Origin of the sequence: Isoptericola sp. NPDC057559 (assembly GCF_042801555.1) — a bacterium.
Lineage (GTDB): Bacteria > Actinomycetota > Actinomycetes > Actinomycetales > Cellulomonadaceae > Isoptericola.
In genome coordinates this window covers 1-15,391 of sequence record NZ_JBHVFQ010000025.1, presented here as the reverse complement: position 1 = coordinate 15,391, position 15,391 = coordinate 1, and the positions used below count along the sequence as shown (strand labels likewise).

13 protein-coding genes are annotated in these 15,391 nt (G+C 73.4%); 1 reads left to right on the top strand and 12 read right to left on the bottom strand.

Annotated elements, in window-relative coordinates:
* Positions 1 to 47: 47 nt before the first annotated feature.
* From bcp to ACFU5J_RS18005, 8 genes are all read right to left on the bottom strand, one after another.
* Positions 48 to 524: a thioredoxin-dependent thiol peroxidase gene (bcp, locus tag ACFU5J_RS18040; protein WP_430576442.1), complete on the bottom strand. Its 477-nt coding sequence runs from the start codon at positions 522 to 524 to the stop codon at positions 48 to 50.
* Positions 525 to 586: 62 nt separating this feature from the next.
* A complete protein-coding gene (gene allB / locus ACFU5J_RS18035; protein WP_430579648.1) occupies positions 587 to 1,927 on the bottom strand; it encodes an allantoinase AllB in 1,341 nt (446 codons plus the stop codon).
* Entirely contained in the window at positions 1,924 to 3,135 is a 1,212-nt protein-coding gene (locus ACFU5J_RS18030) for a glycerate kinase (protein WP_430576444.1), read from the bottom strand. The genes allB and ACFU5J_RS18030 overlap by 4 nt, the downstream gene beginning before the upstream one ends.
* 74 nt (positions 3,136 to 3,209) lie before the next feature.
* Positions 3,210 to 4,985 carry a glyoxylate carboligase gene (gcl, locus tag ACFU5J_RS18025; RefSeq protein ID WP_430579647.1) on the bottom strand — a complete coding sequence of 592 codons (1,776 nt, stop codon included), beginning with the start codon at positions 4,983 to 4,985 and terminating at the stop codon, positions 3,210 to 3,212.
* Between the two features lie 47 nt (positions 4,986 to 5,032).
* Positions 5,033 to 5,911 carry a 2-hydroxy-3-oxopropionate reductase gene (locus ACFU5J_RS18020; protein ID WP_430576446.1) on the bottom strand — a complete coding sequence of 293 codons (879 nt, stop codon included), beginning with the start codon at positions 5,909 to 5,911 and terminating at the stop codon, positions 5,033 to 5,035.
* 52 nt (positions 5,912 to 5,963) lie between these two features.
* Positions 5,964 to 6,776 (bottom strand): hydroxypyruvate isomerase family protein, encoded by an 813-nt coding sequence (locus ACFU5J_RS18015; RefSeq protein ID WP_430579672.1) that lies wholly within the window; start codon positions 6,774 to 6,776, stop codon positions 5,964 to 5,966.
* A 239-nt stretch (positions 6,777 to 7,015) separates the two neighbouring features.
* Positions 7,016 to 8,272, bottom strand: coding sequence for a DUF6986 family protein (locus tag ACFU5J_RS18010; protein ID WP_430579646.1), 1,257 nt, complete (start codon positions 8,270 to 8,272; stop codon positions 7,016 to 7,018).
* Entirely contained in the window at positions 8,269 to 9,744 is a 1,476-nt protein-coding gene (locus ACFU5J_RS18005; RefSeq protein ID WP_430576448.1) for an NAD-dependent malic enzyme, read from the bottom strand. The genes ACFU5J_RS18010 and ACFU5J_RS18005 overlap by 4 nt, the downstream gene beginning before the upstream one ends.
* A gap of 108 nt (positions 9,745 to 9,852) precedes the next feature.
* On the opposite strand from ACFU5J_RS18005, the gene ACFU5J_RS18000 reads away from it, so the two are divergent.
* On the top strand, positions 9,853 to 10,605 hold the full coding sequence (locus ACFU5J_RS18000; protein ID WP_430576449.1) for an IclR family transcriptional regulator: 753 nt from the start codon (positions 9,853 to 9,855) through the stop codon (positions 10,603 to 10,605).
* Positions 10,606 to 10,685: 80 nt separating this feature from the next.
* Here ACFU5J_RS18000 and ACFU5J_RS17995 read toward each other — a convergent pair whose 3' ends face one another.
* From ACFU5J_RS17995 to uraD, 4 genes are all read right to left on the bottom strand, one after another.
* On the bottom strand, positions 10,686 to 12,365 hold the full coding sequence (locus tag ACFU5J_RS17995; RefSeq protein WP_430579645.1) for a nucleobase:cation symporter-2 family protein: 1,680 nt from the start codon (positions 12,363 to 12,365) through the stop codon (positions 10,686 to 10,688).
* A 55-nt stretch (positions 12,366 to 12,420) separates the two neighbouring features.
* Positions 12,421 to 13,365, bottom strand: a complete 945-nt coding sequence (gene pucL, locus ACFU5J_RS17990; RefSeq protein ID WP_430576451.1) for a factor-independent urate hydroxylase — start codon at positions 13,363 to 13,365, stop codon at positions 12,421 to 12,423.
* A gap of 132 nt (positions 13,366 to 13,497) precedes the next feature.
* Positions 13,498 to 13,836 (bottom strand): hydroxyisourate hydrolase, encoded by a 339-nt coding sequence (uraH, locus tag ACFU5J_RS17985; protein ID WP_430579644.1) that lies wholly within the window; start codon positions 13,834 to 13,836, stop codon positions 13,498 to 13,500.
* A complete protein-coding gene (uraD, locus tag ACFU5J_RS17980) occupies positions 13,833 to 14,336 on the bottom strand; it encodes a 2-oxo-4-hydroxy-4-carboxy-5-ureidoimidazoline decarboxylase (RefSeq protein ID WP_430579643.1) in 504 nt (167 codons plus the stop codon). The genes uraH and uraD overlap by 4 nt, the downstream gene beginning before the upstream one ends.
* Positions 14,337 to 15,391: the final 1,055 nt, after the last annotated feature.

The following is a 15,391-nucleotide window of genomic DNA, read 5'->3' as shown; positions in this document are numbered from 1 at the left end:
CGCCTAGCGGAATCGCCTGAGGTGAACCCTAGCGGGTCCAGCCTGGCTCAGGCACCCACGAGCCGCGCGCGCAGCGCGGCCACGTGGCCCGTCGCCTCGACGTCGTACTCCGCGCTGCGGAGCGTGCCGTCCGGGTCGACGACGAACGTGCAGCGGTGCACCCCGTCGAACGTCCGGCCGCCGATCGTCTTCGGCCCCCACGTGCCGTAGGCGTCGGCCACCGCGTGGTCCGCGTCGCTCAGCAGGGGGAACGTCAGGCGCTCCGACTCCACGAAGGCGCGGATGTCCTCGACGGGGTCCGCGGAGACCCCGACGACGGCGTACCCGGCCCCGGCGAGCGACGCGAGGTTGTCGCGGAAGTCGCAGGCCTCGGTGGTGCACCCGGGGGTGCCCGCCTTCGGGTAGAAGTACACGACCACGCCCTTGTCCGCCCCGGCGCGCACGTCCGCGAGGGACACGGCGGCGCCGGCGGCGTCGGTCAGGGTGAAGTCGGGGGCGGTGTCGCCCGGCTGGAGTCGCGTCATCGCGGGGTGTCCTGTTCGTTCTCGGTGTGACGGGGGAACCGTGGCGGGCCGTGACCCGGGGGTCAGGCCTCGCCGCGGCGCAGCAGGGTGCCGGCGGGCTCGTCGCCCACGTCGCGCCCCCGCAGCAGGGTGCGCCGCACCACGCCCGTGAGGTCGCGGCCGGCGTACGGCGTGACCGGGTTCTTGTGGTGCAGGCGGGTCGGGTCGACGACGAACGTCGCGTCGGGGGCGAAGACCGCGAGGTCCGCGTCCTTGCCGACGGCGATGCCGCCCTTGCGCTCCAGGCCGACCAGCGCGGCCGGTCCGGCGGACATCCACCCGACGACCTGGGCGAGCGGGACGCCGCGGCGGCGCGCCTCGGTCCACACGACGGCGAGACCGAGCTGGAGCGACGCCACGCCGCCCCACGCCTCGGCGAAGTCGCCGGAGGCCGGCTGCTTGAGCTCGGCCGTGGCCGGCGAGTGGTCCGTGACGACGATGTCGATCAGGCCGTCGCGCAGGCCCTGCCAGAGGCGGTCCTGGTTGTCCTGCTCGCGGATCGGCGGGCAGCACTTGTACGCCGTCGCGCCGTCCGGCACGTGGTCGGCGTCCAGCGACAGGTAGTGCGGGCAGGTCTCGACCGTCAGCCGGACGCCCTCGGCGCGCGCGGCGGCGATCATCGGCAGGGAGTCGGCGTCCGACAGGTGCAGCACGTGCGCGCGGCCGCCCGTGGTGCGCGCCGCGTCGATGAGCGCGGCGATGGCCGTCGACTCCGCCTTCGCGGGGCGCGACGCGAGGAAGTCCTTGTAGGCCCGGCCGGGCTCCTGCGGGGCGTCCTCGAGCGTGCCCGGGTCCTCCGCGTGCACGATCAGCAGTCCGCCGAATTCGGTCAGCTCGGCCAGGTCGGCGCGCAGCTCGTCGGTCTCGAGGTGCCCGAACTCGGGCACCCCCGAGTCCGCGAGGAAGCACTTGAAGCCGAACACGCCCGCGTCGTGCAGGGGCCGCAGGTCGGCCGTGTTGCCGGGCACCGCGCCGCCCCAGAAGCCGACGTCGACGAACGCCTGGTCCACCGCGCGCTGCTTCTTGACCTCCAGGTTCGCGACCGAGGTCGTGGGCGGCAGCGAGTTGAGCGGCATGTCGACGATGGTCGTGACGCCGCCGGCGGCCGCGGCGCGGGTGGCGGTGGCGAAGCCCTCCCACTCGGTGCGACCGGGCTCGTTGACGTGCACGTGCGAGTCCACCAGGCCGGGCAGCAGCACCTCGTCCTCGGCGAGCTCGAGCACCTCGGCGCCGGCGAGCCCGGTGCCCAGCGGGACGACCGCCGCGATCCGGCCGTCGGTGACGCCGACCTCGACGGCACGTTCGCCGTCGGGGGTCAGCGCGCGGGCGGCGCGGACGACGAGGTCGTGGGTGGCGGTGCTCATGCGTTCTCCATCGGGGTCGTCACGGTGTCCGTCGCGGCAGGCACCGGGAGGTGGTCGGCGAACCGCGCGGCGAGGGTCTCGAGCAGCGGGCCCGCCTCGGCGATGCAGCGGGCGACGTCCGGCTCGACGTCGGTGAGGGCGTGCACGGCGCGGAGACCGGCGGCGGCGGCGCTCTCGGGGCTCAGGGTGGTGCGACCGCACACGGCGACCGTGGGGACGCCGGCCGCGGCGGCCGCGGCGGCGACGCCCACCGGCGTCTTGCCGTGCAGGGACTGCCCGTCGAGGCTGCCCTCGCCGGTGACGACGAGGTCCACCCCGGCGAGGCGGTCGGCGAAGCCCGTGAGGGCGAGCACCTCGTCGACGCCGGGGCGCCGCTCGGCGCCGAGCAGCAGGCAGGCGAAGCCGACGCCGCCGGCCGCACCCGCGCCGGGTGCCGCGGCGTACCCGCGGGCGCCGGTGACGCCGACGGTCGCCAGGACGTCCACCCAGGTGGCCAGCCCCAGCTCCAGCTCGGCGAGCGTGCCCTGGTCGGCCCCCTTCTGCGGCCCGTACACGGCGGCCGCGCCGTGGTCGCCCAGGAGCGGGTTGTCCACGTCGCTCGCCAGCACGATCTCCGTGTCCGCGAGGGCGGGGTGCAGACCCGAGAGGTCGACGTCGACCAGCCCGTGCAGGTGGCCGCCGCCGTCCGCGAGGTCGCCTGCCGGGCCCGACAGCCGCGCGCCGAGCGCGGCGAGCATGCCGGACCCGCCGTCCGTGCTGGCGGAGCCTCCGACGCCGATGACGATCTCGCGCGCCCCGGCGTCGAGGGCGTGCGCGATCACCTCGCCGAGGCCGCGGGACGTGGCGGCCAGCGCCGTCGCCGCCGTCGGGCGCACCATCGCGAGCCCGGTGACCGCGGCCATCTCGATCACCGCCGTGCCGCCGCGGCGGGCATACCGGGTCGCCACCGGCTCCCCGAGGGGGCCGGTCGCGACCACGTCCACCGCGGTGTGGCCGGCGGCGAGGGCGGCCTCGAGGGTGCCCTCGCCGCCGTCGGCCACGGGGAGCTCGTCGACGACGACGCCGGGCACCGCCCGGCGCAGGCCGGCCGCCAGGTGGGCGGCGACCTCGCCCGCGGACAGCGAGCCCTTGAACTTGTCGGGGGCGAGGAGCACGCGCGGCGCGCCCCCCGGCGCGGTCCGCGCCGCCGGGGCCGTGGTCGTCGTCACCGTCGCTCCCCCTCCCCCTCCGTCGCTGCCCGTCGTCGTCATCGTCTCTCCCGTCGCCGTCGTCGGGGTACTGCTCAGTCCAGCAGCGCGATGGCCGTGGGCGAGTCCTCGGCCGAGATGGCCAGGTCCTCGAACTCGTTCACGCCGTTGAGCTCGGCGCCCATCGCGATGTTGGTGACGCGCTCGAGGATGACCTCGACCACCACGGGCACCTGGAACTCGGCCGTCATGGCCTGCGCCTTGGCGAACGCCGCGGCCAGGTCCTCCGGGTCCTTGACCCGGATCGCCTTGCAGCCCAGGGCCTCGGCGACCTTGACGTGGTCCACGCCGTAGCCCTCGGTCTCCGCCGAGTTGATGTTGTCGAACGCGAGGGAGACGTGGAAGTCCATGTCGAACGCGCGCTGCGACTGCCGGATCAGGCCGAGGTAGGCGTTGTTCACGACCACGTGCACGTAGGGCAGGTGGTGCTGCGCGCCCACGGCGAGCTCCTCCAGCATGAACTGGAAGTCGTAGTCGCCGGAGAGCGCCACGACGTTGCCCTCGGGCAGCGCGCGGGACACGCCGAGCGCGGCCGGGCCGGTCCAGCCCAGCGGGCCCGCCTGGCCGGCGTTGATCCAGTGCCGCGGGTTGTAGGTGTGCAGCAGCTGGGCGCCGGCGATCTGCGACAGGCCGATCGTGGTGACGTAGACCGTGTCGCGACCGAAGGCCTTGTTCATCTCCTCGTACACGCGCTGCGGCTTGATCGGCACCTCGGTGAAGTGCGTCTTGCGCTGCAGCGTCCCCTTGCGCTCCTGCGCGGACGCGGCCCAGGCGGAGTAGTCCTTGACCTGTCCGGCGGCCTTGCGCTCCGCGGCCACCTCGAGCGCGGTGCGCAGGAAGGCGCCCGCGTCCGAGACCACGCCGTAGTCGGGCGCGAACACGCGGCCGATCTGCGTGGGCTCGATGTCGACGTGCACGAAGGTGCGCCCCTCGGTGTAGGTCTTCAGGCCGCCGGTGTGGCGGTTGGCCCACCGGTTGCCGACGCCGATCACGAAGTCCGACTCCAGGAACGTCGCGTTGCCGTAGCGGTGCGACGTCTGGATGCCGACCATGCCCGCGGTCAGCGGGTGGTCGTCGGGGATCGCGCCCCAGCCCATGAGGGTCGGCACGACCGGCACGCCGAGGGTCTCGGCGAGCTCGACCAGCTCGGCCTCCGCGCCCGCGTTGATGATGCCGCCGCCGGCGACGATCAGCGGGCGCTCGGCGGCGAGCAGCATGTCCAGGGCCTTGGCGACCTGCGCGCGCGTGGCCTCGGGCCGCTCCACGGGCAGCGGTTCGTAGGTCTCCGGGTCGAACTCGATCTCCGTCATCTGCACGTCGATCGGGAGGTCGATGAGCACCGGGCCGGGGCGGCCGGAGCGCATGAGCTGGAACGCCCGCTGGAAGACGCCCGGCACCTGCGACGCCTCGAGGACCGTCTTCGCCAGCTTGGTGACCGGCGCGGCGATCGACGCGATGTCGACGGCCTGGAAGTCCTCCTTGTCGAGCTTGGCCACCGGGGCCTGGCCCGTGATGCACAGCATCGGCATCGAGTCGGCCCACGCGGCGTAGAGGCCGGTGATCATGTCGGTGCCCGCGGGGCCCGACGTGCCGATGCAGATGCCGATGTTGCCGCGCTCGGCGCGCGAGTAGCCGTCGGCCATGTGCGACGCGCCCTCGACGTGCCGGGCGAGCACGTGGTGGATGCCGCCGTGCTGCCGCATGGCGTCGTAGAACGGGTTGATGGCGGCGCCGGGGAGGCCGAAGGCCTCGGTGGCACCCTCCTTCGCCAGGATGGCGACCGCGGCGTCGGCCGCGCGCATGCGGGGCATGGTGCTCTCCTTCGAGTCTTCTGGGATGTCGGGGACGGGCGCGACGGTCAGTCGCGACCCGAGAGGCGCGCGATCGCGTTGAACAGGCCGGAGTGGTCCAGCGACCCGTCGCCCTCGGCGCGGGCCGCGGCCATGAGCTGCGCGACGACGGCACCGACGGGGGCGACGACGCCCTGCTCGCGCGCGGCGGTCGTGAAGATGCCCAGGTCCTTGTGGTGCAGGTCGATGCGGAAGCCGGGGGCGAACTCGCGACCCAGCATCTTCTGCGCCTTCTGGTTCAGCACGGCCGACCCGGCGAGGCCGCCGCCGAGGACCTTGACGGCCGCCTCGGTGTCGACGCCGAACGCCTCGAGGAAGACCACGGCCTCGGCGAGCAGCGCGATGTTCCCGGCGACGATGAGCTGGTTCGCGGCCTTGACCGTCTGGCCCGAGCCCGACGGGCCCACGTGCACGACCGTCTTGCCGACGGCGTCGAACACCTCGGACGCGGCGGCGAAGTCCTCGGCGGAGCCGCCGACCATGATCGACAGCGCGGCGTTCACGGCGCCCGCCTCGCCGCCGGAGACCGGCGCGTCGAGGTAGCGGAAGCCGGCGGCCTTCGCCTGGTCGGCGAGCGCGATCGTCACGTCGGGGCGGATCGACGAGAAGTCGATGATCAGCGTGCCCGGCTGCGCGTTCGCGAGGACGCCGTCGTCGCCGGTGAGCACGCCCTCGACGTCCGGGGAGTCCGGCACCATGACCGCGACGACGTCCGCCGCCTTGACGGCCTCGGCCACCGACGAGGCGGCGGTGCCGCCGGCCTCGACGAGGGGCTGCGCCTTGGCGGCGGTGCGGTTGTAGCCGACGACGGAGTGCCCGGCGTCCTGGAGGTGGACGGCCATCGGGCTGCCCATGATGCCGAGGCCGATGAAGGCGATGGTGCTCATGTTCGGTGTCTCTCTTTCGGGTGCGGGGTGGCTGCAGCGGTCGGGGGCGCCGTCAGGCGGCGGTGCCCTGGCCGCGCTCCTCGCGCGGGAGCCAGGCGAACGGGTCGGCGTCGGCCGTCTTGTACTCGAGGCCGACGGGCCCGGCGTAGCCGGCGGAGCGCAGGTCGCCGATCCAGCGCCGGATCGGCAGGTCCCCGCTGCCCGGGGCGCCGCGGCCGGGGGCGTCGGCGACCTGGACGTGGGCGATGCGGTCGCCGTAGGTCTTGAGGTCGAGGTCGACGTCCGAGCCGTTGACCGACAGGTGGTAGACGTCGAAGAGCAGCCCGAGGTTGGTGGCACCGTGCTCGTCGCGGACGCGGTCCAGGACGGCGACGACGTCGGCCGACGACGTCAGCGGGTAGGCGGGGGCGCCGGAGACCGGCTCCAGCAGCACCGTGCCGCCGATGCGCTCGACGGCCTTCGCCGCCAGCGCGAGGTTCTCGGCGCCGAGCTCGTCCTGGGCCGCGGGGTCCGCGCCGTCGACGCGGTTGCCGTAGAGCGCGTTGAACGCGCGGCAGCCGGTGCGCTCGCCGATGGCGGCGACGACGTCGAGGTTGGCACGCAGGTCGGCCGAGCGCTCCGGCCAGGAGACCAGGCCGCGGTCGCCGCCGGGCATGTTGCCGGCGTCGAAGTTGAGGCCCGTCAGCTGCACGCCGGCGTCCGCCAGCGCGCCGACGAACGCGTCGATCTCGTCCGCCGCGGGCGTCGGGGTGGCGAAGGGCCACCAGAACTCGACGCCGTCGAAGCCGGCCGCCCTGGCGGCCGCCGGACGCTCCAGGAACGGCAGGTCCGTCAGGAGGATCGAGCAGTTCACGGTGTAGGGGATCTGGTCCGTCATCACTGACTCGCTTTCGCCAGATGGAAGAATGGTTCCTTGTTGTGAAAACGCTACGCCGCGCCGGCAGGAAAGGTCAACCCCCGCCGGGGCCCGTCCCGCCCTCCGGTCGTGATCCGGCCCACAGCCGGCGCCACCAGCAGCGCCGACGGTCCGGGACAGCACGACGGCCCGGGAGGACCGAGGTCCCACCGGGCCGTCGCGGCCGGGCCGTGGCGCCGGGGCGCGGGTCAGGCCCCGACCGGGCGGGTCACCATCGCCGTGAGCTCCGCCGGCTGCAGGCCGGTGCGCCCGACGATCTCGTCGGCGCCGAGCGCCCCGCAGTCGAGGCCGCGCTTGAGGTACCACGCGAGCGCCTTCGCGGTGGCGGGCTCGTCGAGCACCGCCCCCTCCACCTCGTTCACGTAGTTCGACAGCCGCTCCGCCGCGGGCCGGAAGCCCTCGCGGTAGAACGCGTACGTCGCGGCGAACCGGCTCGGGAGCTGGGCCGGGTGCAGGTCCCAGCCCTGGTAGAACCCCCGCTCCAGCGAGCGCCGCACGAGGCGCCCGTGGTTCGCCCACGCGGCGCGCACCTGCGCGTCGTCCCCGACCGGCAGCACGTTCGTCGACCCGTCGGACAGGCGCACGCCGGTCCCCGCGGCCGCGAGCTGCATGACCTCCTTGGCGAGGTCCGCCGCCGGGTGCTCCATCGACTGGTACGCCGCGGAGATGCCGAGCGACGCCGAGTAGTCGTAGGTGCCGTAGTGCAGGCCGCTCACCCGCCCGCCGCCCGCGTGGATCATCCGCGCGACAGTGGCCGTGCCGGCGGAGTCGAGGATCGACTGCGGCGTCTCCACCTGCACCTCGAACCGCAGCCGGCCCGCGGGGAGCCCGTTCGCCTCCTCGAGGCGCTCGCACACCGCGACCATCGCCTCGACCTGTGCGACGGCGGTCACCTTCGGCAGGGTCAGGACGAGCCCCTCCGGCAGGTCGCCCGACGACGCCAGGGTGCTGACGAAGACGTCCAGGGTGCGCAGCCCGCGCGCCCGCGTCGGCCGCTCGAAGCACTTGAAGCGGATGCCCACGAACGGCGTCGCGCCCCCGGCGTCCAGCTCGGCCCGCAGGGCCGCGGCGGCCGCCGCGGTCACCTCGTCCTCGGCCGCGTCCGGGTGCGTCCCGTACCCGTCCTCGAGGTCGATGCGCAGGTCCTCGATCGGCTCGGTGGCGAGCTTGCGCTCCACCTGCGCCGCGACCGCGTCGCGGAGGTCGGCGCGCACGCCGACGGCGTCGAGGAGCGCGTCGGTCCCCTGCGCCTCCACGGCGGCCCACGCCTGCGCGCCCCACTCCGTCGCGAGCCCCGCCGTGTACCGGTGCGCCGGCACGTAGACGGTGTGCACCGGCTGACGCGTGCCGTCGTCGCCCGGGTAGGCACGGTCGAGGTGGGCGTCGTGCGCGGCGAGGCGGCGCTCGACGTCGCCGAGCGCGGCCTGGTCGAGGGAGACCTTCATCGGACCACCGCCGCCTCCGGCTGGAGCGCCCGGCCCAGGTGCTGGGCGAGGCGCTCGGCGTCCTCGGCGCGGTGCTCCGCCACCGGGACCTCCTTGTGCCCCTCGGCCCGGACGGCGTCGGCGACCGCCTCGGCCACGCGGCTGTCGAAGACGCCCGGGATGATGAACGCGGAGTTGAGCTCGTCCTCGCTCACCACCGAGGAGATCGCGACGGCCGCGACGCGCAGCATCTCGTCGGTGATCTGCGTGGCACCCGCGTCGAGCAGCCCGCGGAACAGGCCCGGGAACGCCAGCACGTTGTTGATCTGGTTCGGGTAGTCGCTGCGGCCCGTGGCGACGACGGCGGCCGTCTCGCCGGCGGCGATCGGGTCGACCTCGGGCGTCGGGTTCGCGAGGGCGAACACGATCGCGTCGTCGCTCATCCGCGCGACGTCCGCGCCCGTGAGGATGTTGCCGGCCGACACCCCCACGAAGACGTCGGCGCCCACCAGGCCCTCCTTGAGCGTGCCCGTGAAGCCGGACGGGTTGGTGTTCTCCACGATCCACGCGCGGTTCTCGTCGCCGTGCGCGGACTCGGTGGTGAGCGCGCCGTGACGGTCGAAGCCGATGATGTCGCGGGCGCCCTGGGCGAGCAGCAGCCGGATGATGGCGGAGCCGGCGGCGCCGACGCCGGAGACGGCGATGCGGACGTCCTCGATCTTCTTGCCCACCACCTTGAGCGCGTTGATGAGCGCCGCCAGCACCACGATGGCGGTGCCGTGCTGGTCGTCGTGGAAGACGGGGATGTCCAGCTCCTCGCGCAGGCGCTTCTCGATCTCGAAGCAGCGCGGGGCGGAGATGTCCTCGAGGTTCACGCCGCCGAAGCCGGGCGCGATCGCCTTGACGGTCCGGATGATCTCCTCGGTGTCCGTCGTGTCGAGGGCGATGGGCCACGCATCGACGTCGGCGAACTGCTTGAACAGTGCCGCCTTGCCCTCCATGACCGGCATGGCGGCCTCCGGGCCGATGTCGCCGAGCCCCAGGACGGCGGTGCCGTCGGTGACCACGGCGACGGTGTTGCGCTTGATGGTGAGGCGGCGCGCGTCCTCCGGGCGGGCGGCGATCGCGAGGCACACGCGGGCGACGCCGGGGGTGTACGCGCGCGACAGGTCGCGGCGGGTCTTGAGCGGCACCTTCGGCGCGATCGAGATCTTGCCGCCGAGGTGCATGAGGAACGTCGAGTCCGACATCTTCAGCACGCGCACGCCCTCGAGCGCGTCCAGGGCCTGGACGATCCGCTCGCCGTGCTCGGCGTCCACGGTGTCGCAGGTGACGTCGACGACGATCGTGTCGGTGTGCGACTGCGCGATGTCGACGCCCATCACCGAACCGCCCGCCGTGGCGATCTCGTGGACGATCTCGCTCGTCGCGCGCTGGGAGGCCGGCGCCTCGACGCGGAGGGTGATCGTGTAGCTGGGGCTGGGCATCGCCATGGCCTGGGTGTCCTTTCGGGGAGCTGATGACATGAAGTTTCGAGATGTGGAAGGATGGTTTCTAGAACCGGGAACGGTTCACGAGACTTTGCGAAGGGGGACCTGACCATGGCGAACGGCACCGGAGTCCAGTCGGTGGACCGGGCGATCGACCTGCTCGAGATCATGACCGACCTGGGCGGGGACGCCGCGCTGAGCGAGCTGGCGGCCGCGGCCGGCCTCCCGCTCCCGACGATCCACCGGCTGATGCGGACGCTCGTCGGCCGGGGCTACGCCCGCCAGCTCCCGTCCCGCCGCTACACCCTCGGGCCGCGGCTGATCCGGCTGGGCGAGAGCGCGGGACGCCAGCTCGGCGCCAGCGCCCGCCCCCACCTGGAGCGCCTGGCCCGCGAGCTCGGCGAGAGCGCCAACCTCGCGATGATCGACCGCGACATGGTGGTGTACGTCGCCCAGGCCTCGTCGTCGTACTCGATGCGGATGTTCACCGAGGTGGGACGGCGCGTCTACACGCACTGCACCGGTGTCGGCAAGATGGTGCTCGCCGAGCTGCCGGACCAGACCATCCGCGACATCGTGGGCCGCGTCGGGATGCCGCCGGCCACCGACCTGTCGATCACGGACCCGGACGACCTCCTCAAGGAGATCGGCACGATCCGCGAGCAGGGGTACGCCGTCGACGACGGCGAGCAGGAGATCGGCGTGCGGTGCTTCGCCGTTCCCGTCAAGGGCGCCCCCACGCCCACCGCCCTCTCGGTGTCGGGGCCGGCGGCCCGGGTCACCTACGAGTTCGGCGAGGCCGCGCTCCCCCTGCTGCACGAGGTGGCCGAGACCATCTCCAAGGAGCTGCTCTCCGCGGCCTGAGCGCAGGCGCGGGCCCGACGGGGGGCGCGAGGCGGCGGTCCCGCCTCGCGCCCTCCGTCGTGCGGGGGCGCGCACCGCGCTCACCGGTCCCCCGGTTCGGCCGCGCCCGCGTGCACCAGCAGTCGCGAGTCCGCGCCGGGGCGGCGCTCCGCGACCGTGGCGCGCGCCCCCTCCCGGATCTGCAGCACGTCGGGCACGCCGTCGGCGTCGAGGTCGATCGCCGAGACGCAGCCCGAGCGGCGGCCGTGCCCGTGGCGCACCCGCGCCCGCACGTCCGCGTTGAGTCGGGCGCGGCGGGCGGCCTGGTGCTCGGCGTCGAGCCGCGCGAAGTACTCCGCCCGGCGCTGCTCCTGCTCCTCGGTGACGACCAGCCGCGCCGAGGACCCCGCGGTGAACACCGACGGGTCCGTGCTTCGCCGACCCCATCGGATCTCGTTGAACACGAGGTTCAGCACCACCGACACGACCGCGGCGGCCGCGATGCCGGAGTGGAAGATCATGCCCACCCAGGTGGGGAACCGGTCGTAGAAGTCGGGGACGGCGATCGGGATGATCCCGAAGCCGAGCGCCACCGCCACGAGCGTCAGGTTGAGGTTGCCCTCGTACTCGACGCGCGACAGCGTGCGGATGCCGGACACGGCCACGGACCCGAACAGGACGATGCCGGCCCCGCCCAGCACGGGCGCGGGGATCGCCGCGACCACGCGGCCCAGCACCGGGAACAGCCCCAGCACGAACAGCACGGCGCCGCCGGCCGCGACGGCGAACCGCGAGCGGATGCCGGTGATCGCCACCAGGCCCACGTTCTGCGCGAACGCCGACGCCGGGAACGAGTTGAGCAGCGGTGCCACCAGGGTGGCCGCCATGTCGGCCCGCAGGCCGTCGCCGACCCGCTTGGAGTCGACCTCGGTGTCCAGCACCTCGCCGATGGCGATGAGGTCGGCGGTGGTCTCCGTCATGATGACGAGGATCACGATGGTCATCGAGATGATGGCGCCGACCTCGAAGACGGGCATGCCGAAGGCGAACGGCGTCGGGAGCTCGAACACGGCACCCTGCCCCACGCCCGAGAAGTCCGCGAGCCCCAGCGGCACGGCCACGACCGTGCCGATGACCAGCCCGAAGAGGATGGACAGCCGGGAGATCGTGCCCTGCAGGAACCTGCTGAGCACGAGCACCACGGCCAGCGTGCCGAGCGCGAGCGAGATGTTCGGGACGGAGCCCCAGTCGGCCGCCTCCGCGTCGCCGCCCATCATCCAGCCGGCCGCGGTCGGCAGCAGCGAGACCCCGATGATCGTGATGATGGTGCCCGTGACGACCGGCGGGAAGAACCGCACGACCTGGGCGAAGAACGGGGTGATCGCCAGGCCGATCGCGGCCGCCACGATGATGGCGCCGAAGACGGCGGGCAGGCCGCCGTCCCCGCTCGCCACCGCGACCATCGTGGACACGGTGGCGAACGAGATCCCCTGGACGAGCGGGAGCTGCGACCCGAAGAAGCGGATGCCCAGCGTCTGGAGCGCGGTGGCCAGGCCGCTGACGAGCAGCGCCGCCGAGACCAGCAGACCGATCTGCGCGCCGTCGAGGCCCGCCGCCTGCCCGACGATGATCGGCGGCGCGATCACGCCGCCGTACATCGTCATGATGTGCTGCAGGCCGTAGAGGAAGGTCTTGCCGAGCGGGTACCGCTCGTCCTCCGGCCGGCCGCCTGCGGCCGGCGCGACCGACGTCGCGTCGTCGATCGTCGTCGTCGTGCTCATCTCGATGCTCCTTCGAACCGCCTGCACGGTGCCTCGCTGATCAGCCGGACCGCGATCAGCAGAACCCCGTGACGGTGGCCCACGCGCGCGGCTCCTGATCGGCGCCCTCCCGCTTCACCTCCGCCTCGATCTTCCCGTACGGGCGGTCGGCGACGTAGAAGACCTCGTTCGGGTTCTCCAGGCCGAAGGGCTCGAAGTCGACGACGAAGTGGTGCAGGTTCGGCATCGAGAACTTGATCTCGCCGATCTCCGGGTGCGCCTCGAGCACCTTCTTGCCCATCTGGAACAGCGTCTGCTGCAGGGCGAGGGAGTGGACGTCCGCGAACGTCTCCAGCAGGATGCGGCGGACGTCGTCGTAGACGGCGTTGAAGTCGATGTCGAGCGTCGTGTAGCGCCAGCGGGCGGTCACCGAGGTCGCGAGGATGCGGTCGGTGGTCTCCTGCAGCGTGGTGTAGCGGTCCTTCGGGAAGCCGTGGAACTCCGACCCCGTGGACTTGAGGACCTTGAGGTCCTCCAGGCCCGAGACGACGAAGACGTCGTCCCCGTCGCGCTGCACCACCGTGGTGCGGGTCTCGGTGCCGCCCTTGACGAAGGCGTGGTCGTGCTCGCCGTCGGTGACGTGGTTCGCGAGGGAGGAGGGGATGTGCTCCCAGGTGTACTCCTTGGCCTCCCACCGGCCGCCCTCGATCCAGTCGAAGCTCGAGGTGAAGTGCTCGCCCAGCCGGAGCGCGAACTCCTCGGGCGAGGCGATGCCGTCCTTGGCGAGCGCGAACACGGTGTTCTTCTGCGTGTCCGTCGGGACCACGAGACCCTGGTCGCCCTCGATGTGGGCGGCGGAGAAGTCGCCGCGCAGCTGCGAGGTCACGGAGAGCTCGGTGATGCGGTGGCGCGCCTGGTCCCGGTCGACCTTCATGACGCGGACCTCGGCCTTGCCGTACTGGTTGTCGCCCAGCACGATCGTGCCGGTCGTGGCCTGTGCGTCGGTGGCGGTGGCGGTCATCTTGCTGACTCCTTCATCTGTTGTTGCGTTGTCCCGTGCCGGCCCCCGAAGGGCCGGCGGGCACGTCTCCTATGACGATGACGCAGGTCGCGGCGCCTCTGCCGCGGCCGGTGATGCGGGCCGGAGGGCCCGTCAGCTCCCGCGGTACGTGGAGTACGCGAACGGGCTGAGCAGGCAGGGCACGTGGTAGTGGTCACGGCCGGCCTCGACGGTGAAGTCGATGGTGATCGACGGGTAGAACGTGGGGGTCCCCTGCGCGGCGAAGTACTCGCCGGTCGCGAAGGTCACGCGGTAGGTGCCGGGCTCGAGCGCCCCGGGGCCGAGGTCCTTCACGCGGCCGTCGGCGTCCGTGGTCGCGTCCGCGAGCCGCTCGGCCGTGTCCGCGCCGACGCGCCAGAGGGACACGGCGACGCCCGCCGCGGGCAGTCCCGAGACGGCGTCGAGCACGTGGGTGGTGATGTGCGAGGTCATGAGAGCTCTCCTTCCAGCCGCAGCACGGCGATCTCCCGCAGCTGCTGGCCGGCGATCCGTCGCTCGGTGGCGGCGTCGTTCCCGAGGCGCTCCTCGAGCGAGCCGAGGATCTCCTCGGCGCTCCGGCCCGCCGCGCGGATGAGGAACACGTGGCCGAACCGCGCCTCGTAGGCGCGATTCCCTTCGCGCAGGCGCTCCTCCACCGAACCGGCGAGGTCACCGAGCCCGGCCTGCTCCCGCCGGGAGTGCGCGGCGTCGGCGTCCTCCCCCGACGCCCGCTCGCCGATCCGCGGGTGGCGCGCGAGGGCGGAGTCGATCTCCTCCTCGGTCCAGGGGTCGGCCACCGCGCGCGCCGCCGCGAGGGCGGCCGCGGTGTCGGCGTAGGGACGGCCGGCGACGACCGCCTCGGCCCACCGGGACACGGCCGCGCAGGAGAGGACCTGCACGAGGGCAGCGTCCACGTCTGCCGCGTTGAATGCCTCGAGACCCGCACTCGTCATCGAGCGATCCTCCTTCGAACGATTCCACCCACCGAAAATGGGTTTCCGTTCCGTGAAGTCTCGCTCTCGCACGGGCGACGTGTCAAGTGAGTCGATGCTCACTGCGGCCGCCCGCGACACCCTCGCGGCGAGGCCCGGCCGTGTCCCCCGCATGTCCCATGGTCAGCCCCGGAGAACCCGCGCGCTACCAGCCGCGTGAAGGGCATGCGGAGGTGGGTCGCCGATCCCGCGGCCCCGCCCGGCGCAGGCCGCGCCGCCGTGCGCCGCCGTACCGGAGGGCGCCAGGCCGGGGGCCGGCGCCCGGAGCGCGCCGGGCCGAGGCCGGCGCCGCATCCACCGGGTGCGGGCCGAGGGACGTGCGGAGGCATCGGGATGCGCCGTCGGTGACGACGCGCCGGGCGCCGACGGGGGGCGCCCCTACCTTGGGGCACGGACGGCGGGCATGCACAGCACGACGGGGCGTGGGGGCACCGGATCCGGGTTCCCGGCACCGCGAGGACCCGTCCCGGAGAACAAGGAGCACCACGCGCCCAGGACGGGCGCCCGGGACGTCGAGCGCTCTGGTCGTCGAGGCTCTGACCGTCGAGGCTCTGACCGTCGAGGCTCTGACCGTCGAGGCTCTGACCGTCGAGGCTCTGACCGTCGAGGCTCTGACCGTCGAGGCTCTGGCCGCCGAGGGTGGACGTCGAGGCCTCTGAGCGCCGCGTGAGTGCGTACGCGGTTCCGCACCACGGCGAGCCATGGGAGCGGATGAGGCGCGATCCCCCTCAGCCGCCCGGCCTGCGACCGGAGCGGCTGCCACCGACGACCCTGTCGGCTCGGCCCGCTCGCGGTCGTGGGCAGCCGTTGAGCTGCGATGCAGGCTCTGCCGTGCTCACGTGGTCGTCACGCAGCGTGGCGGATCGCCGCGGCCGCGGGTGGTGGTGAGGGGATCCGGGTATGCGAAAGGCCCACCCCCTGGGGGGGTGGGCCTTTCGTGAATGGGTGTCCGGCGGCGTCCTACTCTCCCACCCCCTCTCGAGGGCAGTACCATCGGCGCTGAAGGGCTAAGCTTC

Coding starts and splice junctions, on each gene's coding strand:
- bcp (WP_430576442.1), bottom strand. CDS start 524: ATGACGCGACTCCAGCCGGGCGACACCGCCCCCGACTTCACCCTGACC.
- allB (WP_430579648.1), bottom strand. CDS start 1,927: ATGAGCACCGCCACCCACGACCTCGTCGTCCGCGCCGCCCGCGCGCTG.
- gcl (WP_430579647.1), bottom strand. CDS start 4,985: ATGCCCCGCATGCGCGCGGCCGACGCCGCGGTCGCCATCCTGGCGAAG.
- ACFU5J_RS18020 (WP_430576446.1), bottom strand. CDS start 5,911: ATGAGCACCATCGCCTTCATCGGCCTCGGCATCATGGGCAGCCCGATG.
- ACFU5J_RS18010 (WP_430579646.1), bottom strand. CDS start 8,272: ATGAAGGTCTCCCTCGACCAGGCCGCGCTCGGCGACGTCGAGCGCCGC.
- ACFU5J_RS18005 (WP_430576448.1), bottom strand. CDS start 9,744: ATGGCGATGCCCAGCCCCAGCTACACGATCACCCTCCGCGTCGAGGCG.
- ACFU5J_RS18000 (WP_430576449.1), top strand. CDS start 9,853: ATGGCGAACGGCACCGGAGTCCAGTCGGTGGACCGGGCGATCGACCTG.
- ACFU5J_RS17995 (WP_430579645.1), bottom strand. CDS start 12,365: ATGAGCACGACGACGACGATCGACGACGCGACGTCGGTCGCGCCGGCC.
- pucL (WP_430576451.1), bottom strand. CDS start 13,365: ATGACCGCCACCGCCACCGACGCACAGGCCACGACCGGCACGATCGTG.
- uraH (WP_430579644.1), bottom strand. CDS start 13,836: ATGACCTCGCACATCACCACCCACGTGCTCGACGCCGTCTCGGGACTG.
- uraD (WP_430579643.1), bottom strand. CDS start 14,336: ATGACGAGTGCGGGTCTCGAGGCATTCAACGCGGCAGACGTGGACGCT.